Source organism: Leisingera sp. ANG-M6 (assembly GCF_000813905.1).
Lineage (GTDB): Bacteria > Pseudomonadota > Alphaproteobacteria > Rhodobacterales > Rhodobacteraceae > Leisingera.
Genome location: NZ_JWLG01000001.1, coordinates 77,495 through 95,827, shown reverse-complemented (window position 1 = coordinate 95,827; position 18,333 = coordinate 77,495). Strand labels below are relative to the sequence as shown.

13 protein-coding genes are annotated in these 18,333 nt (G+C 64.7%); 9 read left to right on the top strand and 4 right to left on the bottom strand.

The window, feature by feature from the left end; genetic code table 11:
• Positions 1 to 182 precede the first annotated feature (182 nt).
• Positions 183 to 2,087 (top strand): methyl-accepting chemotaxis protein, encoded by a 1,905-nt coding sequence (locus RA24_RS00415; protein ID WP_241480871.1) that lies wholly within the window; start codon positions 183 to 185, stop codon positions 2,085 to 2,087.
• A gap of 65 nt (positions 2,088 to 2,152) precedes the next feature.
• Here RA24_RS00415 and RA24_RS00410 read toward each other — a convergent pair whose 3' ends face one another.
• From RA24_RS00410 to RA24_RS00400, 3 genes are all read right to left on the bottom strand, one after another.
• On the bottom strand, positions 2,153 to 3,148 hold the full coding sequence (locus RA24_RS00410; RefSeq protein WP_039188967.1) for a capsular polysaccharide export protein, LipB/KpsS family: 996 nt from the start codon (positions 3,146 to 3,148) through the stop codon (positions 2,153 to 2,155).
• 156 nt (positions 3,149 to 3,304) lie between these two features.
• Positions 3,305 to 5,518: an NADP-dependent isocitrate dehydrogenase gene (locus tag RA24_RS00405; RefSeq protein WP_039188965.1), complete on the bottom strand. Its 2,214-nt coding sequence runs from the start codon at positions 5,516 to 5,518 to the stop codon at positions 3,305 to 3,307.
• A gap of 364 nt (positions 5,519 to 5,882) precedes the next feature.
• Positions 5,883 to 6,380, bottom strand: a complete 498-nt coding sequence (locus tag RA24_RS00400; protein WP_039174999.1) for an SH3 domain-containing protein — start codon at positions 6,378 to 6,380, stop codon at positions 5,883 to 5,885.
• A gap of 218 nt (positions 6,381 to 6,598) precedes the next feature.
• Between RA24_RS00400 and RA24_RS00395 the strand changes: the two genes are divergently transcribed.
• The 5 genes from RA24_RS00395 to RA24_RS00375 all read left to right on the top strand — a co-directional run bounded on the left by RA24_RS00395 (position 6,599) and on the right by RA24_RS00375 (position 12,538).
• Positions 6,599 to 7,585 carry a 2-hydroxyacid dehydrogenase gene (locus RA24_RS00395; RefSeq protein WP_039148534.1) on the top strand — a complete coding sequence of 329 codons (987 nt, stop codon included), beginning with the start codon at positions 6,599 to 6,601 and terminating at the stop codon, positions 7,583 to 7,585.
• A 17-nt stretch (positions 7,586 to 7,602) separates the two neighbouring features.
• Entirely contained in the window at positions 7,603 to 8,127 is a 525-nt protein-coding gene (locus RA24_RS00390) for a DUF6998 domain-containing protein (protein ID WP_052269493.1), read from the top strand.
• Positions 8,128 to 8,131: 4 nt separating this feature from the next.
• Positions 8,132 to 9,913 (top strand): gamma-glutamyltransferase, encoded by a 1,782-nt coding sequence (gene ggt, locus RA24_RS00385; protein ID WP_039188963.1) that lies wholly within the window; start codon positions 8,132 to 8,134, stop codon positions 9,911 to 9,913.
• Between the two features lie 115 nt (positions 9,914 to 10,028).
• Positions 10,029 to 11,432, top strand: coding sequence for an FAD-binding oxidoreductase (locus tag RA24_RS00380; protein ID WP_039188961.1), 1,404 nt, complete (start codon positions 10,029 to 10,031; stop codon positions 11,430 to 11,432).
• Between the two features lie 104 nt (positions 11,433 to 11,536).
• Positions 11,537 to 12,538, top strand: coding sequence for a VOC family protein (locus RA24_RS00375; protein ID WP_039188960.1), 1,002 nt, complete (start codon positions 11,537 to 11,539; stop codon positions 12,536 to 12,538).
• 46 nt (positions 12,539 to 12,584) lie between these two features.
• Here RA24_RS00375 and aqpZ read toward each other — a convergent pair whose 3' ends face one another.
• Entirely contained in the window at positions 12,585 to 13,268 is a 684-nt protein-coding gene (gene aqpZ, locus RA24_RS00370) for an aquaporin Z (RefSeq protein ID WP_019298476.1), read from the bottom strand.
• Positions 13,269 to 13,775: 507 nt separating this feature from the next.
• Between aqpZ and RA24_RS00365 the strand changes: the two genes are divergently transcribed.
• From RA24_RS00365 to RA24_RS00355, 3 genes are all read left to right on the top strand, one after another.
• Entirely contained in the window at positions 13,776 to 15,044 is a 1,269-nt protein-coding gene (locus RA24_RS00365) for a hypothetical protein (protein WP_039188958.1), read from the top strand.
• A gap of 139 nt (positions 15,045 to 15,183) precedes the next feature.
• Positions 15,184 to 15,471: a hypothetical protein gene (locus tag RA24_RS00360; RefSeq protein WP_039148545.1), complete on the top strand. Its 288-nt coding sequence runs from the start codon at positions 15,184 to 15,186 to the stop codon at positions 15,469 to 15,471.
• 219 nt (positions 15,472 to 15,690) lie between these two features.
• Complete coding sequence (locus RA24_RS00355) at positions 15,691 to 18,198, top strand: GcvT family protein (protein ID WP_039189001.1); 2,508 nt, start codon at positions 15,691 to 15,693, stop codon at positions 18,196 to 18,198.
• The last annotated feature ends 135 nt before the right edge of the window (positions 18,199 to 18,333 follow it).

The following is an 18,333-nucleotide window of genomic DNA, read 5'->3' as shown; positions in this document are numbered from 1 at the left end:
TTCATTTTACGCGGGTTGGGATCGCCGCTGGCTGGCGGGTTTTAGGCAGTTCAATCAAAATACGGCAAAAACCTCCCGAAATACGGCGTGAAAGCGCGGATGGGGCGTTTCCGGGTAGGGGTTTGTTAGAAACTGAAGCCTAAACAGGCAGGCAATAGACCTGCAATGAAGGCTCTGAATACATGTCCAGAATACCCGCTTTTCTCTACCGTCTGCCTGTCCGTATCTACGCGCTTTCGGCGCTTGCGCTGTCGCTGATGGCGTTGCTGACCTTCCTGCTGCTCTCGCAGTCCGTCAAAAACGCCTATGAGATGCGCCATACCGAGCTGCACAATGTCACCGACACGGCCGTCAGCCTGCTGCACGACCTGGAGGAAGGCGTCAAATCCGGACGGTTCACCCCGGAGGAGGCCCGCGATATCGGCCGCGAGCGGCTGACCGCGCTGCGGTTCGGTGATTCCGGCTATGTCTTTGTCTTCGACCACGACCTGGTGGTTCAGGCGCACCCCATCGTGCCGGACTGGGTAGGCACCAATCAGGGCGCCTATGAGGATGTGACTGGCATCAAGGTGTTCCAGGAACTGGAGAAGATCGCCGCCTCCAAAGGCGCGGGGGAGCTGACCTATTACTTCAAGAAACCCGATTCGGAGGTGATGGAAGCCAAGATCGGCTATGTGCAGGCCTATAAGCCCTGGGGCTGGATCATCGGCACCGGCGCCTATGTGTCCGATATCGAGGCCGATGTTGCGATGATGCGCAACGAGGCGCTGATCGTGCTGGGCATCAGCCTGGTGGCGCTGATGGTTGCTGCCTATTTCATCACCCGCAGCGTGACCGGCCCGCTGAACGGTTTGAAAAACCGGATGCAGACAATGGCGGATGGCGACACCAGCAGCGAAATCCCTTCGGCAAATGCGCGCAGCGAACTGGGGGAGATCGCCCAAAGCGTCGATGTCTTCCGCCAGGCGCTGATCCGGCAGCAGGAGCTGGAGGATGCCGAACATGCGCTGAACGAGAAGCGCAGCAAGGTTGTGGCGGCGCTCAGCAGCAAGCTGTCGGCGCTGTCGCAGGGCGACCTGACGGCGCAGATCACCGAGACCTTCCCGCAGGATTACGAACAGCTGCGCCAGGACTTCAATACCACCGCGCGGAACCTCAGCTCCACTGTGGAGCAGGTGATTGCCGCCGCCGCCAGCATCCGCAACGGCGCCACCGAGATCAGCCAGGCCTCCGACGACCTGTCGCACCGCACCGAAAGCCAGGCGGCCACCCTGGAGCAGACCGCCGCGGCACTGGATGAGCTGACCGCCTCCGTCAAATCCGCCGCCGACGGCGCCCGCAGTGTCGAGGCGACCATGGACGAGGCCAAGGAAGAGGCCCGCACCAGCGGCGAGGTGGTGCAGAGCGCGGTCTCGGCAATGACCGAGATCGAGGAAAGCTCCAACAAAATCAGCCAGATCATTTCTGTGATCGACGACATCGCCTTCCAGACCAATCTTCTGGCACTGAACGCGGGCGTTGAGGCCGCGCGGGCCGGCGAGGCGGGCCGCGGCTTTGCGGTGGTCGCCAGCGAAGTGCGGGCGCTGGCGCAGCGCTCGTCGGACGCGGCGATGGAGATCAAGACGCTGATCTCCGACAGTTCCGGCCAGGTCGCGCGCGGGGTGGATCTGGTGGGCAAGGCGGGCGATGCGCTGCAAAGCATCGTCAGCCAGGTCACCCATATTTCGCAGCTGGTCTCCGGCATTGCCGAGGGCGCGGCGGAGCAGTCCACCGGCCTCAACGAGATCAACACCGGTGTGACCCAGCTGGATCAGGTGACCCAGCAGAACGCGGCGATGGTCGAGGAGGCGACTGCAGCGGGCCACATGCTGAAGACCGATGCTGGCAAGCTGGCCGATCTGGTGGCCCACTTCAAGATCGCGGGCGGCAGCCAGCTGGCCGCCCCGGCCAAGGCCTCCAGCGCCCCGGCAGCAGCGCCGGCGCCGACCGCCCATGGCGGCGATGATTGGGACATGCAGCCCGCGCCCCAACCCGCCGCGGCGGCCGCCAGCGGCAACGCCGCCCGCGACTTGTGGCAGGATTTCTGATCCGCCTGCCTGATCCCGCTGGGTCCTGAAAAGCATAGCGCCCGGGCTGCAAACCCGGGCGCTGTTCATTTCGGCGGGGCGGGGGCCAGCAGCCGGTTCCAGGCGCGGTCCGCAAAGTCCGGCTTTTGCGGCTCCAGCATGTGCAGCCCCAGAAACCAGTAGAAATAGCGTTCAAACGGGAAGGCGGCAAAGGCCTCCCCAGCCCGGCTCAGGTTCTCCTGCAGCTCCGCCCCAGTGCGGCAGACCAGCGTGCCGTGATGATAGTCGGACGCCGCGCAGGTCAGCACCGGCTTGCGGTGCATCAGCGCCTCGAACCCGACGGCGGAGTTCTGCGATACAACCGCAGCTGAGGCAGCGATCAGGTCATGCACGCTGGCACGGCTCAGCTCTGCATTGGCAATCCCGGCGCAGAGCTCTTCCAGCCGGCGCAGGGCTTCACCGTTCTGCAGCGGATGCGGCTTGACGTAAACCCTGCCGGGCACCGCCGCGCAGGCCGCTGTGATCATCTCCGCTGTGGTCAGGTAATGCACCGGCTCGCGGTATTTCTCGATGTCCTGCACGAAAATGGCGGCGTCTGCAGGCGCCAGCCCGCCGGGCGTGCGCGCGCTTTGCGCCCGTTTGGAGACGTTGCGCCGCAGCGCATGGCCGCGCACGCCGTTGAAGAAATGCTCTGCTGCGGCGCCATCCACCGCTTGCGGGTCGAACAGCTGCCCGGAGAGGCTGGAGTTCCAGTAATAGCCCTGCGGGTCCAGATACCAGAAGCCGCGCAGATAGCTGGGCTGGGCGTGAAAGATGCGCGGCCCCTGCGTGCGTTTCGGGCCGATGACGATTTGCAGATGATCTGACCCCAGAAGCCCGAAGGACAGGACATCCTCGGCGTGAATCAGCAGCGGCTTGCAGCCCCGCGCATGGGCGCTGGCGCCGATCTTCTCGAAAAACTCGCAGCCGCCCTCCAGGATGTGCCGGAACCAGGCCTCCTCCGCATGCACGATCAGCGGCTGCTTGCGGCTGTCCAGCTGGCGCAAGTGATTGAGCTTCTTGAAGCTGCCCCGTTTCTGCATGGGATGCTGTTTCTCTGCCTGCCTGTGCTGCGGTGTCGGGCCGCAGGCTCAATTTCTGGGCAGTACAGACCGTCCGGTCAAGCCGGGCGGCGGCGGCAGCGCAAAGAAAATGCCCGGGGAAAGCCCCGGGCATCCATGTTTTCAGATCCGCTGGGATCAGCCGATGATGGCGTTCAGCGTGGCGCTGGGGCGCATCACCTTGGCCTTCAGCTCCACGCTGGGGCGGAAGTAGCCGCCGATATCGGCGGGTGCGCCCTGGGCCGCAGCCAGTTCGCTGATGATCTGCTCTTCCTTGGCGCCCAGCTCCTCGGCGATGGGGGCGAAATGCGCCGCCAGGGCTGCATCCTCGGTCTGCGCCGCCAGTGCCTCGGCCCAGTAGCGGGCGAACCAGTAGTGGCTGTCGCGGTTGTCGGGCTGGCCGACCTTGCGCGAGGGAGAGCGGTTGTGGTCGAGGATGCCTTGGGTCGCGTCCTCAGCCGCACGGCCCAGCACGCCGGCCTTGGTGTTGCCTTTGACATCGGCCAGGAAGTTCAGCGACTCGCCGAGGGCGCAGAACTCGCCCATCGAATCCCAGCGCAGGTGGTTTTCCTCGACCAGCTGCTGCACGTGCTTGGGGGCAGAGCCGCCGGCGCCGGTTTCAAACAGCCCGCCGCCCTGCATCAGCTTGACGATCGACAGCATCTTGGCAGAGGTGCCCAGTTCCAGGATCGGGAACAGGTCGGTCAGGTAATCGCGCAGCACGTTGCCGGTGATGGCGATGCTGTCCTTGCCTGCGGTGATGGTTTCCAGCGACTGGCGGGTCGCTTCGCGCGGCGCCATGATCTGGAACTTGTCCGCAACGCCGGCCGCCTCAAGCGCGGGCTTCACGTATTTGATCAGCTCTGCGTCATGGGCGCGGTTTGCGTCCAGCCAGAAGATCGCCTCGGAGCCGGTCAGGCGCTGGCGGTCCATTGCCAGCAGGATCCAGTTCTCGATCGGGGCTTTCTTGACGGTGCAGGAACGCCAGATGTCGCCGGTCTCGACGTCATGGCTGTGCAGCGTGTCGCCGCCCGCCAGCACGATGCGGATGGTGCCGTCGGCGGGCGCCTCAAACGTGGTCGGGTGGGAGCCGTATTCCTCAGCCTTCTGCGCCATCAGGCCGACGTTGGCGACCGCACCTGCGGTGGTCACGTCCAGCGCGCCGTTGGCTTTGAAGAAATTGATGGTCTCGTCATAGACGGTGGAATAGCAGCGGTCGGGGATCACGCAGTTGGTGTCGCCCTTGTTGCCGTCCTGGTCCCAGCCCTTGCCGCCGGCGCGGATCACCGCAGGCATCGAGGCGTCGATGATCACATCCGACGGCACATGCAGGTTGGTGATGCCCTTGTCGCTGTCCACCATGTACATGTCGGGGCGCTCGGCGCGCACCGCTTCGATGGCGGCGGTGATTTCGGCGTTGCCTTTGACGCGCTCCAGCAGGTCGCCCATGCCGGAGTTCGGGTTCACACCCAGCGCGTCCAGCTCGGCGCCGTATTTCTCGAACACCGGCGCCAGCCAGGCCTTGACCGCGTGGCCGAAGATGATCGGGTCGGAGACCTTCATCATGGTGGCCTTCATGTGCAGCGAGAACATGGTGCCGTCCGCCTTGGTGTCGGCAATCGCCTCGCCCAGGAAAGACGACAGCGCCTTCACCGACATGAAGGTGGCGTCGGCCACGGTGCCCTCTTCCAGCGGCCAGCCGTCTTTCAGCACGGTGACGGCGCCATCCTTGGCCACGAACTCGATCTTCGCGGCACCGGCCTGGGCGGCGGTGATGGTCGCGGATTTCTCGTTGGCATAGAAATCGTTGCCCGGCATCGACGACACTTTGGTCTTGCTGTCTGCCGACCATTCCCCCATCGAATGCGGGTTCTTCTGAGCAAAGTTCTTCACGGCCTTGGCGGCACGGCGGTCGGAGTTGCCTTCGCGCAGGACCGGGTTCACCGCGGAGCCCTTGATCGCGTCGTAACGCGCGCGCACGTCTTTCTCGGCGTCACTCTTGGGCTCTTCCGGGTAGTCCGGGAGGTTATAGCCCTGGGCCTGCAGTTCCTTGATGGCGGCGGTCAGCTGCGGCACCGAGGCGGAGATGTTCGGCAGCTTGATCACATTGGCGTCCGGGGTTTTCACCAGCTGGCCCAGATCGGCCAGGTCGTCGCTCTGGCGCTGCGCATCGGTCAGGTTCTCCGGGAAGGCGGCGATGATGCGGCCCGCAAGCGAAATGTCCTTGGTGCCGACAGTGACACCGGCGGCAGACGCGAACTTGCGAATGATCGGCAGGAAGGATGCCGAGGCCAGTTCGGGCGCTTCGTCTACAATGGTATACAATATGTCCGGGGTTTGATTTTCTGCCATGTTCCACAACCTTTCAGCGATCTCGGAGGCTTATAGGGCATCAGCGCGGACAGGCCGCGCCGGTTTCGGGTAGTCCGGTGCTGCCGCAGCGGCGCCCGTGTTTCGGGCGGGACCGGCCAGGGCAGCCATGTGTGTGGCCCCCATGTAGAACACGATTGCTGCGGGTGCAATGGTTTGGCGCATCTGCGCCCCCGCGCGGATTGCCGCAACGCTGAAATGGAGGGCGGTGAGGGGCGCTGCCCCCAGGGCTTGATTTAAAGAGGGGCGCTGCCCCGCAAGCCTGATTTAAAGAGGGGCGCTGCCCCTCTTGGGCCGCCGGCCCTATTCACCCCGGAGTTTTTCGGGAAAGATGAAAGAGCCGGGGTTACTCGCGCAGCTCGTCCGGGGCGACGCCCCAGAGCTTTTTCTTCGGCGCCCAGCCGCTGTAGCCGCCGGCCGAGATCTCGCACCAGTCACTGGCGCATTCGCCCAGCCGCGCCACCACGCCCAGTTCAAAGGCGGCAGTCACCGGCGCGCGGGTGTCGGGGCGGGCGTGCACGGTCAGCATGTCCTCCTCGACCAGCACAGTGCGCACGCCGGACAGGAGCGCGTAATGCACCCAGCCGCCGGCGCCATCGCGGTCCTGCACCCGGCGCCAGTGGCCGTATTCCGCGGTGATCTCCAGCGGCATGCCGCGGCGCTTGAACACCCAGTCGATCTTGTGGGTCAGCGACGGGCCGCGGCGCACATTGCCGGTTGCGGCCTTCATCGAGACATAGCGGGGCAGGGGCAGGTTGGTGACCGGGCCGCGGGATTCGGCCGCACAAACGGTGGCCGTCAGCACTGTCATTGCTGCTGCCGCTGCCAGATGGCGGAGTGCCATTGCCGCGTTTCTCACTGCCTGCTCGCCTCTTCGTTGCCCAGCCGGGTTATGCCCAGCCTCTTGTTCCGGTCTTCCGCCCGTCTGGTTATGCCCCTGCTGCGTCCGGGAAATTTCCGGCCGAGAGGCAAGGGAATGCGGTTGGGTTCTTGTGCCTCTGCGCATCCTGCGCCACGATGCCATGGAGGCGTGCAAAATGAAAAGCCCAAGGGAGAGCACAAGTGCCAAGAGACCGATTGAGTGTTGTCGTTACGCGACGGTTGCCGGAACCTGTGGAAACCCGGCTGAGCGAGCTGTTCGATGTGCGCCTGCGCGAGGATGACACGCCGATGACCCGCAGCGAGCTGGCCGCGGCGCTGAAGGACGCCGATGTGCTGGTGCCGACGGTCACCGATACCATAGATGCGGGCCTGCTGGGCCAGGCCGGCGAGCGGCTGAAGCTGATCGCCAATTACGGCGCCGGCGTGGATCACATCGACGTGGCGACAGCCCGCCAGCGCGGCATCCTGGTGTCGAACACCCCCGGCGTGCTGACCGATGACACCGCTGATATGACCATGGCGCTGATCATGGCGGTGGTGCGCCGGATGCCAGAAGGGCTGGCGGTTATGCAGAAGGGCGACTGGCAGGGCTGGGCACCCACTGCGTTCCTGGGCGGGCGCATCGCAGGGCGCCGTCTGGGTATCCTTGGCATGGGCCGGATCGGCCAGGCGGTCGCCAAGCGCGCCGCCGCCTTCGGGATGCAGATCCATTACCATAACCGCCGCCGCCTGCGCCCGGAGGTCGAAGAGAAGCTGGAGGCCACCTATTGGGAGAGCCTCGACCAGATGGTGGCGCGGATGGATGTGATTTCCGTCAACTGCCCCTCGACGCCTTCCACCTTCCACCTGATGAACGCGCGGCGGCTGAAGCTGATGAAACCTTCGGCGGTGATCGTGAACACGTCGCGCGGCGAGGTGATCGACGAGCACGCGCTGACCCGGATGCTGCGCTCGGATGAGATCGCGGGCGCGGGGCTGGACGTCTATGAGCACGGCACCGACATCAACCCCCGCCTGCGCGAGCTGCCCAATGTGGTGCTGCTGCCGCATATGGGATCGGCCACCATCGAGGGCCGCATCGAGATGGGCGAGAAAGTGCTTTTGAACATCAAGACGTTTGAAGACGGCCACCGGCCGCCGGATCAGGTTGTGCCGTCGATGCTGTAACCTTGGAGAGTTTGTTCATGCAAACATTTGAGTTGCCCGGCGTTATTTCTGACCTCGTGGAGGCACAACAACGTGTTGCCGCATTTTACAACGCAAGAATTTGCGGCGCTGATAAGAAGGTCGAGCTGAATTTTACCTTTGACGGCAAACTGGTCGGTGACATCGGTGAAGCGATAGCGGTGGAGCTATTTGGAATTTGCCTGGTGGATAAACCTGCAAACGCCGGTGTTGACGGCTATGCGAACAACAAATCTGTGCAGGTCAAAGCGAGCGGTACAAAACGCGGACCCACTTTCCGCGCTTTGGACGAAAGTATCCGCGCAGATCATCTGATTTTTCTCAGTCTTAACTTCGAGGAAAAGACCGTAACGGTGGATTACAACGGTCCGGAACGGGACGTTCTGCGGGGGGTGAAGCTGACAACACAACGAACCTTGTCGCTAACTGCGGTTCAGCAAAGGAATGCCGAGGTTCGCGAGGAGGATAGGCTGCCTTTGACTTGCAAGGGCCGCTCACTGCTCAAACAAAACGGATTGGATTAGCGAGATGCGTGCATCCACTTTTGTTCTTTCACTGCTTCTTTGCTCTTCTGCCGCCGCGCAGGAGGCCGCAGATGCGGTTGCCCCCGAAGCGGCAACCGCAGGCACCTTTGAGGCGATTTCCCCCGAGGTGGCCGCCGCGCTGGAGGCCAAGGCCGAAGGCCAGCCGGTTGAGGCCGAGAACTGGATGGTCGCGGCTGCCAACCCGCATGCGGTGGAGGCCGGTGCTGCCGTGCTGCGCGCGGGCGGCACTGCGGCGGATGCGATGGTGGCGGTGCAAACCGTGCTGGGTCTGGTGGAGCCGCAATCCTCCGGCCTGGGCGGCGGTGCGTTTCTGGTCTGGTATGACGCCGCCACGGGCGAGCTGACCACGCTGGACGGGCGCGAGACTGCGCCGCTGGCGGCGGCGCCGACCCTGTTTCAGGATGAAAACGGCGAGCCGCTGAAGTTCTTTGATGCGGTGGTCGGGGGCCGGTCTGTCGGCACGCCTGGCACGCCTGCCTTGCTGGAAGAGGCGCACCGCCGCTGGGGCCGTGCCAACTGGCCATCGCTGTTTGAACCGGCCATCCGGCTGGCGGAGGACGGCTTTGCCGTCTCGCCGCGTTTGGCCGCGCTGGTCGAGGGCGACGCTGAACGGCTCGCACGTGCCCCGGCCACTGCCGCCTATTTCCTGCCTGAGGGTGAACCCATTGCCGAGGGCGCAACCCTGCTGAATCCGGACTATGCCGCCACCCTGCGGGCGCTGGCAGAGGGCGGGGCGGGGGCGTTCTACGCAGGCCCCATCGCGGCAGAGATCGTGCGCGCAGTGACCACGGCTGAGGGCAACCCCGGTGTGCTCTCCGCCACCGATCTGGCGCTGTATCAGGTCAAGGAGCGCCCGGCGGTCTGTGCAGCCTACCGCGAATTCGAGGCCTGCGGCATGGGGCCGCCGTCCTCTGGTGCGCTGACCGTGGGGCAGATCCTGGGGATGCTGGGCAACTACGACCTGGCGGCGCTGGGGGCGGAAAGCGCAGAGGCCTGGCGGCTGATCGGCGATGCCTCGCGCCTCGCCTTTGCCGACCGGGGCCGCTACATGGCGGACAGCGACTATGTGCCGGTGCCCACCCATGGGCTGGTGGCGGCGGACTATCTGGCGGGCCGGGCAGAGCTCTTGCAGGGCGATGATGCACTGCCCGAAGTGGCGCCGGGGTCGCCGGAGTTCGACCATGCGCTGATGCTGGCGGATGATGAGTCGATCGAGCTGCCCTCGACCTCCCATATCTCGATTGTGGACCAGTACGGCAACGTGCTGTCGATGACCACGACCATCGAGAACGCCTTTGGCTCGCGGCTGATGGCGGGCGGGTTCCTGTTGAACAATGAGCTTACGGATTTCTCCTTCCGGACCCATGCGAACGGGGTGCCCATCGCCAACCGGCTGGAGCCGGGCAAGCGGCCGCGTTCCTCGATGGCGCCGACGATTGTGCTGAAGGATGGCAAGCCGGTACTGGCCATCGGATCCCCCGGCGGCAGCCGCATCATTGGCTATGTGGCCAAGTCGATCATCGCCTGGGCGGATTGGGGCATGGATATCCAGGCCGCGCTGGCACTGCCGCATCTGGTCAACCGTTTTGGCACTTATGATGTGGAGGCGGGCACCAGCGCAGAGGAGCTGTCAGAGGCGCTGACAGACATGGGCTATGAGGTCAATGCCCGCGACCTGACCTCCGGCCTGCATGCGATTGAAATCGGCGATGGGCTGAAGGGTGCGGCAGACCCGCGGCGGGAAGGGATCGCACTGGGCGGCTAGGCCGGGCAGAGTGGCGGCTACGGGGTTCTGGGTATTGCTGAACTCTGGTAGCGGCGCGTAGGTTAACAGGTGAATTGTTCCGGGGCATCGCGCCCTGCTGCCAGGGGAGGCCGCCATGGTCCAAGCCACATCACTGCCGCGCAACGAGGCCGGGATCGCCGCCGCCATTGATGCGCTGAGCCAGCAGTTCGGCGACCGGCTGCAGACCGGTCAGGCGATCTGCGAGCAGCACGGCCACACCACCACCTGGATCACCAACCAGGCGCCGGATGCGGTGGTGTTCCCCACGACCACCCGCGAGGTTGCGGAGATCGTCGCGGTTTGCGCCGAATACGGCGTGCCGGTCATTCCCTTCGGCACCGGCACTTCGCTGGAAGGGCATGTGAACGCGCCCGCTGGCGGCATCTGCGTGGACATGATGCGGATGGACCAGATCATCGCGGTTCATGCCGAGGATCTGGACGTGGTGGTGCAGCCCGGCGTCACCCGAGAGCAGCTGAACACCTACCTGCGCGATCAGGGCCTGTTCTTCCCGATTGATCCCGGCGCCAATGCCTCGCTCGGCGGCATGGCGGCGACGCGCGCCTCCGGCACCAACGCGGTGCGGTACGGCACCATGAAGGACAACGTGCTGGGGCTGGAGGCGGTGATGGCCGACGGCGCCGTGATCCGCACTGCGCAACGGGCCAAGAAATCCTCCGCAGGCTATGATCTCACCCGTCTGCTGGTCGGCAGCGAGGGCACGCTGGGCCTGATCACCGAACTGACCCTGAAACTGCAGGGCATCCCGGAGGCGATCCGCTCTGCCCGCTGCTCCTTCTGCACCGTGGATGAGGCCTGCCGCGCGGTGATGATGACGATTCAGTACGGCATCCCGGTCGCTCGGATCGAGCTGCTGGACGAGATGAGCGTGCGCGCCGCCAATGCCTATTCCGGCCTCGACCTGCCGGAAACGCCGCTGCTGCTGCTGGAATTTCACGGCTCGGACGCTGGCGTGGTGGAGCAATCCGACATGTTCGCCTCCATCGCAGAAGAATTCGGCGGTTTCGACATCTCCGCCACCTCGACGCCGGAGGAGCGGAGCAAGCTCTGGCAGGCGCGCCACGACATGTACTGGGCCAGCCTGCAGCTGCGCCCCGGCGCCAAGGGTCTGTCCACCGACGTTTGCGTGCCGATCTCGCGGCTGGCGGAATGCGTCGGCGCAGCGCGGGAAAAGGCCGAAAGCATGGGGCTGCTGGCGCCAATGGTCGGCCATGTGGGCGATGGCAACTTCCACGCGCTCCTGCTCATTGATATGGACAGCGACACGGAACGGCAGAAGGCGGACGAGTACATCGGCTGGCTCAACGAGATGGCGATAGACATGGACGGCACCTGCACCGGCGAGCACGGCATCGGCCAGGGCAAGCGCCCCTATTTGCAGCAGGAACTGGGCGAGGCCACCCGGTATATGGCGGCGATCAAGGCGGCGCTGGACCCGGAGAATATCCTGAACCCCGGGAAGATCGTGGAGATGTAGGCCCCCGGCCCGGCGCGGCTGCAAAACAGCAAGATTTGTGCGTTCCGCTTTCCCGTCCCAATGCCTAGATCATGGTCAGGCAGAACACGAGGGAGCAGGCCGCAATGACCATCGGGCATTTTATCTGGACCGATCTTTCCACCTTCGACATGGCGCTGGCGCGCAAGACCTATGCGGACCTGTTCGGCTGGTCGTTCGACGGCGATGACAGCTACGACTTTGCCCAGGACAAGACACAGGCCGCCGCCGCAGTGTTCCCGATGCCGGAGTTCCTGGTGAAGATAAACATGCCGTCCTTCTGGATGTCCTATGTGCATGTCGAGGATCTGGACGCCAGGGTCGAAGCCGCCCGCCGCCACGAGGGCGCAATCATCGAGATCGAGCCGCAGCCGTTTGACGAACACAGCCGCATCGCGCTGGTGCGTGATCCCTCCGGCGCCGGCTTCACCATGGTGGAGGGCAGCAGCCTTACGCCGCCGGAAGGGCCGCCGCAGCCCGGCCATGCGGTCCGCCGTTTCCACCACCTGCCGGATATCGCGCTGATCGCGGATTTCTACAAGGACCTGTTCGGCTGGACCTTCCACAAGACGGCGGAAGCGCCCTGGCCGGTCTACGATATCCGTCACCCGGACGGCAGCCTGGTGGCCGTCGCCGAGGAGGTGCCGGAGGAAATCCGCGGCAAGTTCCGGTACTGGATGCCTTGTTTCGCTGTCGGCTCGCTGGAACAGGCGGCGGAGAAACTGTCCGCGCTGGGCGGTGAGGTCACGGTAGAGTTGCCGGACGGCCGCCTGATGGGGGCTGATCCGCAGGGGGCTGCCTTTATGTTCACGGCTCTGGAACCGGAGGCCGCGGCTGGCAGCAGCGATGCAATGCCGTGGAAGGCCGGGCTGGGCCTTTTGTGCATCTGGCTGGCGGTGGTGCTGGATATCCCGCTGTTCTGGGGCGTGCTTTTCCTGCTCTGGAGCTGGCCCGCGCTGCGCACGGGACGGGCCGATTTCATCGAACCCGTCCGCCGCAGCACCCATCCGCTGCTGTTCTGGGGGCTGACCGGCACCTGGATCGGGCTAAGCCTCTGGGCGATTGCCGGGGCGCTGGGGGCGTTGTAGCCTTGGCCTGAACCGGACCGGAATGCGCCTAGCCGGTGCCGGTGCTTCATTCAGACTGATCAAGCAGGCCGGACTTGAACAGCACCCCTGCTGCAACCGCGCCCAGAACCGGAGCGACGATAAACAGCCAAAGCTGCGACAAGGCCGTTGAACCGGCAAACAGCGCGGGCCCGATGGAACGGGCAGGGTTCACCGAAACGCCGGTGACGTTGATGCCCACGAGGTGGATTGCAACCAGCGCCAGGCCAATCGCAAGCCCGGCCAGCGCGGCCGGCGCCCGGCTGCCCGTGGCCCCTAGGATGACAACCATGAACAGGAAGGTTGCCACGGCCTCGAACAAGAAGGCGGCCAGGATGTTGTACTCTCCCAGATAGCCTGCGCCCCAGCCGTTCTGACCCAGCCCGTTGACGGCAACATCGTAGTCCGCTTTGCCGCTGGCAATGATCAGCAGCACCAATGCCGCGGCGATTGCGCCTGCGATCTGTGCCAGAATGTATTTCACCGCCTCCGGCAGCGGCATCCGGCCTGCCGCCACCATGCCAAGGGAAACCGCAGGGTTGATATGACAGCCCGACACCGGCCCGATCCCATAGGCCATGCCGGTCAGGGCCAGCCCGAAGGCAAGACTGATACCTGTCAGCCCGATGTCGGCCCCCGCGATCACCGCGGAACCACACCCGAACAGGACAAGCGTGAAAGTACCCAGAAATTCTGCAACTTGTTTCTTCATTGGTAATCCCCTTCTGAGGCTGCCATCCGCTTGCAGTGTAGCAGGGCGGGGCGGCGGCACAGGGGGAAATATCCGGTCTGGATGTCAGGGGCAGGGGAGCTCTGCCCGCCTGCCAGCCGTTGCGTCGGCAGCGTACGCATAGCTTACGGCCTTTTAAGCTCCTTATGTCACACTCTCCCCTGATCGCGGTCACCGCCGGGCCTGACACCCCCGGCATCCAGGAACAGGGCCCATTGGCACGGGCACGCACAGACGACGTTTCGCGTGCGGGAGCAACCCTCCCGTCCCGCCTCCGCCCCTTGGCGGCGCCGCCACTCCTCACCGCTGGCAGACACGGACGATACAGCACAGCGGAACAGGCCAGACAGAAACAGCAGAACGGAACCCGGTCCGGCAGATTCAATCTGTGCGGGCGTGGCGCGCGTTCTTTTCGCGTTTGCGCCGCAATCCCGCCCCAAATGCCCATTAGCCGGATGGAAAGATTTCGGGCATTTCCATGAGGACATTATGAGCATCAAGCATCTGGCAGGCTTCGCAGCTGTGTGCGGGCTGGTATTTCTGGGCGTTGACTATGAACAGCAGACCCGCCGGGCAGGGCTGGACTTTGGCAGTCTGAGCCTTTCCGGCTATGCCGGCACCATCGAAAGCCGCTACCTGGGCCATAAGGCAGAGCAGCGCCTGGCGGATCTGGAGCAGGAGCGCCGAGACCGCTGGCGGCAGGGCGGCAAGGCGTATCTGCCCGAAGCGCCCGCCGGCATGAAGCGTTTCAGCCTGCTTGAACGGCCAGAGGTGCTGGCGGCAGGGGCCGGCGGCGCGGAGGCGGAGAGCGATCCGCTGGCGGAACTGGATCAGGCGCTGGATAGCGTCCGCCTGCAGAAACGGGCAGCCAAGATGGACCCGCACAGCTGGGGCTACGCCAAGGACGGTGAAGTGGTCGTGCTCAGCGTCCATCTGCGCGGCCTGCAGAACCCGAACACCCTGGGGGGGATGGTTGTGTCCTCGATGCGCGGCATGGGGCTGCCTGAGGAACCTTATGCCGTCATCGGCGGTGTCGCCTTTGGCCGCGATCAGGGCATCTACAAGCGCAGCAGCGGCAAGATGCGCAAATTCGAAGGGGTTTTGGGCTTCGGCGAACGCGCCACCATCGTGGTCCATGCGGATGCGCCGGACAGCACCATCAGGGAGGTTCTGGCGGCCATTGACTATGACGGGCTGAACGGCCTGCTGGAACAGCCGGTTCCCACGGTCGGCAATGACGTGACCGTGCCCGCCGCCGCTGAGCAGGAGCTGGCAACGGATATCACCCGGCTGCGCAGTGAGTTGCAGAGCATCGAAGCCAAGGCCGCGCAGCTGAAGATCGAAAACATTGATCCCGGCAAGCTGCTGGCCGGCGCGGTGACCGGCACCACAGCCTTTATTGATGTGACCAGCGGCGATGTGCCGGACCCCGGTGCGGTGCTGGAAACGGCCTACCGCGAACGGCTGACCCGGCTGATGGCAGAGGCCGGTGCGGTGCGGGACGGCGTAGCAATCGAAGCGGAAGACCCCGCCGCGATGGAGGCTGGCGGGAACAGCAGCGGCGCCACCTCCGGCAAGCTGGCAGGGCTGGCGGGTTCGCTGCTTGGTGTCTTCACGGGCGGCTCCAGTCAGGAAGGCAGCCCGGCACCGCAGGACAGCAGCGGCGTGTCGCCGGTCAAGGTCAGCAAGGGGCTGGCGGGTGACGGCGGCGAAGGCAGCGGCTGCATCCGGCGCGGCACCACGCGGACCTGCGACTGATCCCAGCGGGGCAAGCGGCACGGCAAGGTCCGCGCAATTGCATGGGCTTTTCCCCGAATTGCCGGAATGCTGCCGCAATTCTGCGCCAGGTTTGAATCTGAGGTAAACAGCACGGCACATGCGGACCCGGAGGACGGAAATGGGACTGAAGAAAGCAATGGGCATCCTGGTGTTCAGCACCCAGGCGGTGATTGGTGCCGACTATTACTTCCAGACCCGTGACGCAGGCCTTGGCTGGGGCGATCTGAGCGCCACCGACTACGGCACCATCGTGCAGGAGCGCTTTGCCCGCGCCCGCACCGCCAAGGAGCACGCCGCCCGCAGCGGGGGAGATGCCGGCAGCTGGGACAGGCTGGCCGCACTGGGCAGCAGCACGTCAGGCGACCAGCCGGTCTGCATCCGCCGCAGCAATGAGGCCGAATGCTGACGCCCGGCAGAACAGCGTAAGACACAGACTTCAGGGGGCCGCGGCCCCCTTTTGCTTGCGCAGAAAAACGCCATTTCCGGCACTGCCGCCCGCAGAATCCGGTATGCTGTGGCGCGCAAGGTCGGTTTTGAGTGTTTTTGCGTCGGCCTGATTTTGCGCGGATTTCAATGCGCGGGCATAACCGTCGCCAAGAATCTCATTAAGCTGGAGAGCGGGAGAATGAAAACCCAAGTCAAAGCACTTGTTGTTGGCGGCGGCGCCGTCGGCACCTCGATTGCCTATCACCTGGCCAAAGCCGGCTGGGAAGACGTCATGCTGATCGAGCGTGACGAGCTGACCTCCGGCTCGACCTGGCACGCGGCGGGCCTGCTGCCGCTGTTCAACATGTCCTATGCGACCACCCACATCCACAAGTACTCGGTCGATTTCTACAAGACCCTGGAAGAGGAAACCGGCCTGAACGCCGGCTTTGCCGTGGTGGGCAACCTGCGTATGGCGCAGACCCAGGAGCGCATGGACGAGTACATGCTCTATGCCTCCACCGCGGAAACCTGCGATGTGGACTATGAATGGCTGACCCCGGATCAGATCAAGGAACGCTGGCCGCTGATCGAGACCGGCGACCTGAAGGGCGCGATCTACCACACCGAGGACGGCTACATTAACCCGGCAGACGTGACCCAGGCGATGGCCAAGGGTGCCCGTCAGCGCGGCGTCGATATCGTTCGCAAAATGCAGGCCGACGCGTTCCACTGGACCGGCACCCACTGGGAAGTCACCTGCACCAAGATGGTCGAAAAAGGCGGCAACCTGGTTCCTTCCGACGAGCAGGTGGTAATCACCGCCGAGCACGTCGTGACCGCATCCGGCAACCACGCGCAGCGCACCGCTAAAATGCTGGGCATCAAGATGCCGGCCATCCCGGTCGAGCACACCTTCATCGTCATGGACAAGGACCCCGAGCTGGTCAAATGGCGTGAAGCCGGCAACCCCGAGCACCCCGTTGTGCGCGACGCCGACAATGAATCCTATGCCCGCGAAGAGCGCGGCGGCTGGATCCTGGGCATCTACGAGCGCGGCGCGCCCGCCCAGTTCGAGCACGGCGTGCCGGACAGCTTCCGCGCTGACCTGTTCCCGCTGGATCTGGACCGGATCGCCGAACAGTACATGGCGATGGCAGAGCGCGTTCCCTCCTGTGCCGAGAGCGGTCTGAAAGACGACTTCAACGGCCCGATCTGCTACACCCCCGACGGCAACCCGCTGGTCGGCCCGGCCCCGGGCCTGCGCAACATGTGGCTGGCAGAAGGCTTCTCCTTCGGCATCACCGCCGCGGGCGGCACCGGCTACTACCTGGCCCAGATGATGGTGGACGGCGAGGCCGAGATCGACATGGCGTCGCTCGACCCGAAACGCTACTCCTCCAACTGGATGACCACCGAGTTCGCGGCCCGCAAGAACGAAGAGTGCTATGAGCACGTCTACATCCTGCACCACCCGGATGAAGAGCGCCAAGCCTGCCGTCCGCTGCGCACCGCACCGGCATACGACCGCCAGAAGGCCCGCGGCGCACAGTTCGGCTGGGTCAACGGCTGGGAACGCCCGAACTACTTCGGCCCCGTCGATGCACCGCAGAACTACGACCACGACGCCCGCTCCTTCCGCCGCGGCGGCTGGTGGCAGCATGCCGTGGACGAGGCGAAAGCCGTGCGTGAAGGCGTTGGCCTCATTGACGCAACCGCCTTCACCAAGCACGTCGTCAAAGGCCCCGGTGCCACCCAGTTCCTGGATTGGTTCACCTGCAACAAGCTGCCGAAGGTCGGCCGCATCAACCTGACCTACGCGCTGACCGCATTCGGCACCACCCGGACCGAATACACCATCGTCCGCAACGGCGAGAACAACTACTACCTGGTCTCCGCCGGTGCCTGGTCCGAGTATGACGCCGACTTCCTGCGCAAGGCGGCTGAGGACAAGATGGAGGAATTCGGCTACATCGAGATCCAGGACGTGACCACCCAGTGGGGCGTCTTCGCCATCGCAGGCCCCAAGTCCCGCGATGTGCTGAAAGAGGTGATCGTCGACGCCGATCCGGAAACCGCACTCAGCAACAAGCGCTTCCCCTGGCTGTCGGCCAAGCAGATCGAACTGGGCATGTGCCCGGTCAATGCGATCCGCGTGGCCTACACCGGTGAACTGGGCTGGGAACTGCATCACCCGATCGAGATGCAGAACTACCTGTTCGACCTGCTGGAGAAGGCCGGCGAGAAGCACGGCATGAAGCTGGTCGGCGCCCGCGCCCAGAACTGGCTGCGCCAGGAGAAATCCTACCGCGCCTTCGGCAACGAGCTGGGCCGCGACGCGACCCCGCTGGAAGCCGACCTGCCGCGCTTTGTTGACCTGGAGAAGGACTTCCACGGCAAGGACAAGCTGGTCGAGACCGGCGTCCGCGTGAAGTGCTGCACCCTGCTGATCGACGGCCCCGCCGATGCCGATCCCTGGGGCCGCGAGGCGCTCTATGCCGAAGACGGCACCCGCGTTGGCCGCCTGACCTCCGGCGGCTACTCGGTGGCCTTCGAGAAATCCATCGGCATGGGCTATGTGAAGCCGGAGCACGCGGTGGAAGGCACCAAGCTGCAGGTCAAGATCCAGGACAAGCTGTGGGATGCAGTCGTCACCTGCGACAGCCCCTACGATCCGAAGAACGAGACCATCCGTCAGAACGGGTGATTACCGGTCCGGACCCTTCAGGGTCCGGCAATCCGTCCGGGGGACGGATTGAGGACATCACGGGCGGAGCCTCGGCTGAGACGAAAGAATTGAAGAAGCCCCGGTCATTGGCCGGGGCTTTTTTGTTGGGGGAAA

Bases quoted from the DNA above. Each gene is read 5' to 3' on its own strand.
- RA24_RS00410 (WP_039188967.1), bottom strand. From the start codon at position 3,148: ATGCAGAAACGGGGCAGCTTCAAGAAGCTCAATCACTTGCGCCAGCTG.
- RA24_RS00375 (WP_039188960.1), top strand. From the start codon at position 11,537: ATGACCATCGGGCATTTTATCTGGACCGATCTTTCCACCTTCGACATG.
- RA24_RS00360 (WP_039148545.1), top strand. From the start codon at position 15,184: ATGGGACTGAAGAAAGCAATGGGCATCCTGGTGTTCAGCACCCAGGCG.
- RA24_RS00390 (WP_052269493.1), top strand. From the start codon at position 7,603: ATGCAAACATTTGAGTTGCCCGGCGTTATTTCTGACCTCGTGGAGGCA.
- RA24_RS00400 (WP_039174999.1), bottom strand. From the start codon at position 6,380: ATGGCACTCCGCCATCTGGCAGCGGCAGCAGCAATGACAGTGCTGACG.
- aqpZ (WP_019298476.1), bottom strand. From the start codon at position 13,268: ATGAAGAAACAAGTTGCAGAATTTCTGGGTACTTTCACGCTTGTCCTG.
- RA24_RS00415 (WP_241480871.1), top strand. From the start codon at position 183: ATGTCCAGAATACCCGCTTTTCTCTACCGTCTGCCTGTCCGTATCTAC.
- RA24_RS00380 (WP_039188961.1), top strand. From the start codon at position 10,029: ATGGTCCAAGCCACATCACTGCCGCGCAACGAGGCCGGGATCGCCGCC.
- RA24_RS00355 (WP_039189001.1), top strand. From the start codon at position 15,691: ATGAAAACCCAAGTCAAAGCACTTGTTGTTGGCGGCGGCGCCGTCGGC.
- ggt (WP_039188963.1), top strand. From the start codon at position 8,132: ATGCGTGCATCCACTTTTGTTCTTTCACTGCTTCTTTGCTCTTCTGCC.
- RA24_RS00365 (WP_039188958.1), top strand. From the start codon at position 13,776: ATGAGCATCAAGCATCTGGCAGGCTTCGCAGCTGTGTGCGGGCTGGTA.
- RA24_RS00405 (WP_039188965.1), bottom strand. From the start codon at position 5,518: ATGGCAGAAAATCAAACCCCGGACATATTGTATACCATTGTAGACGAA.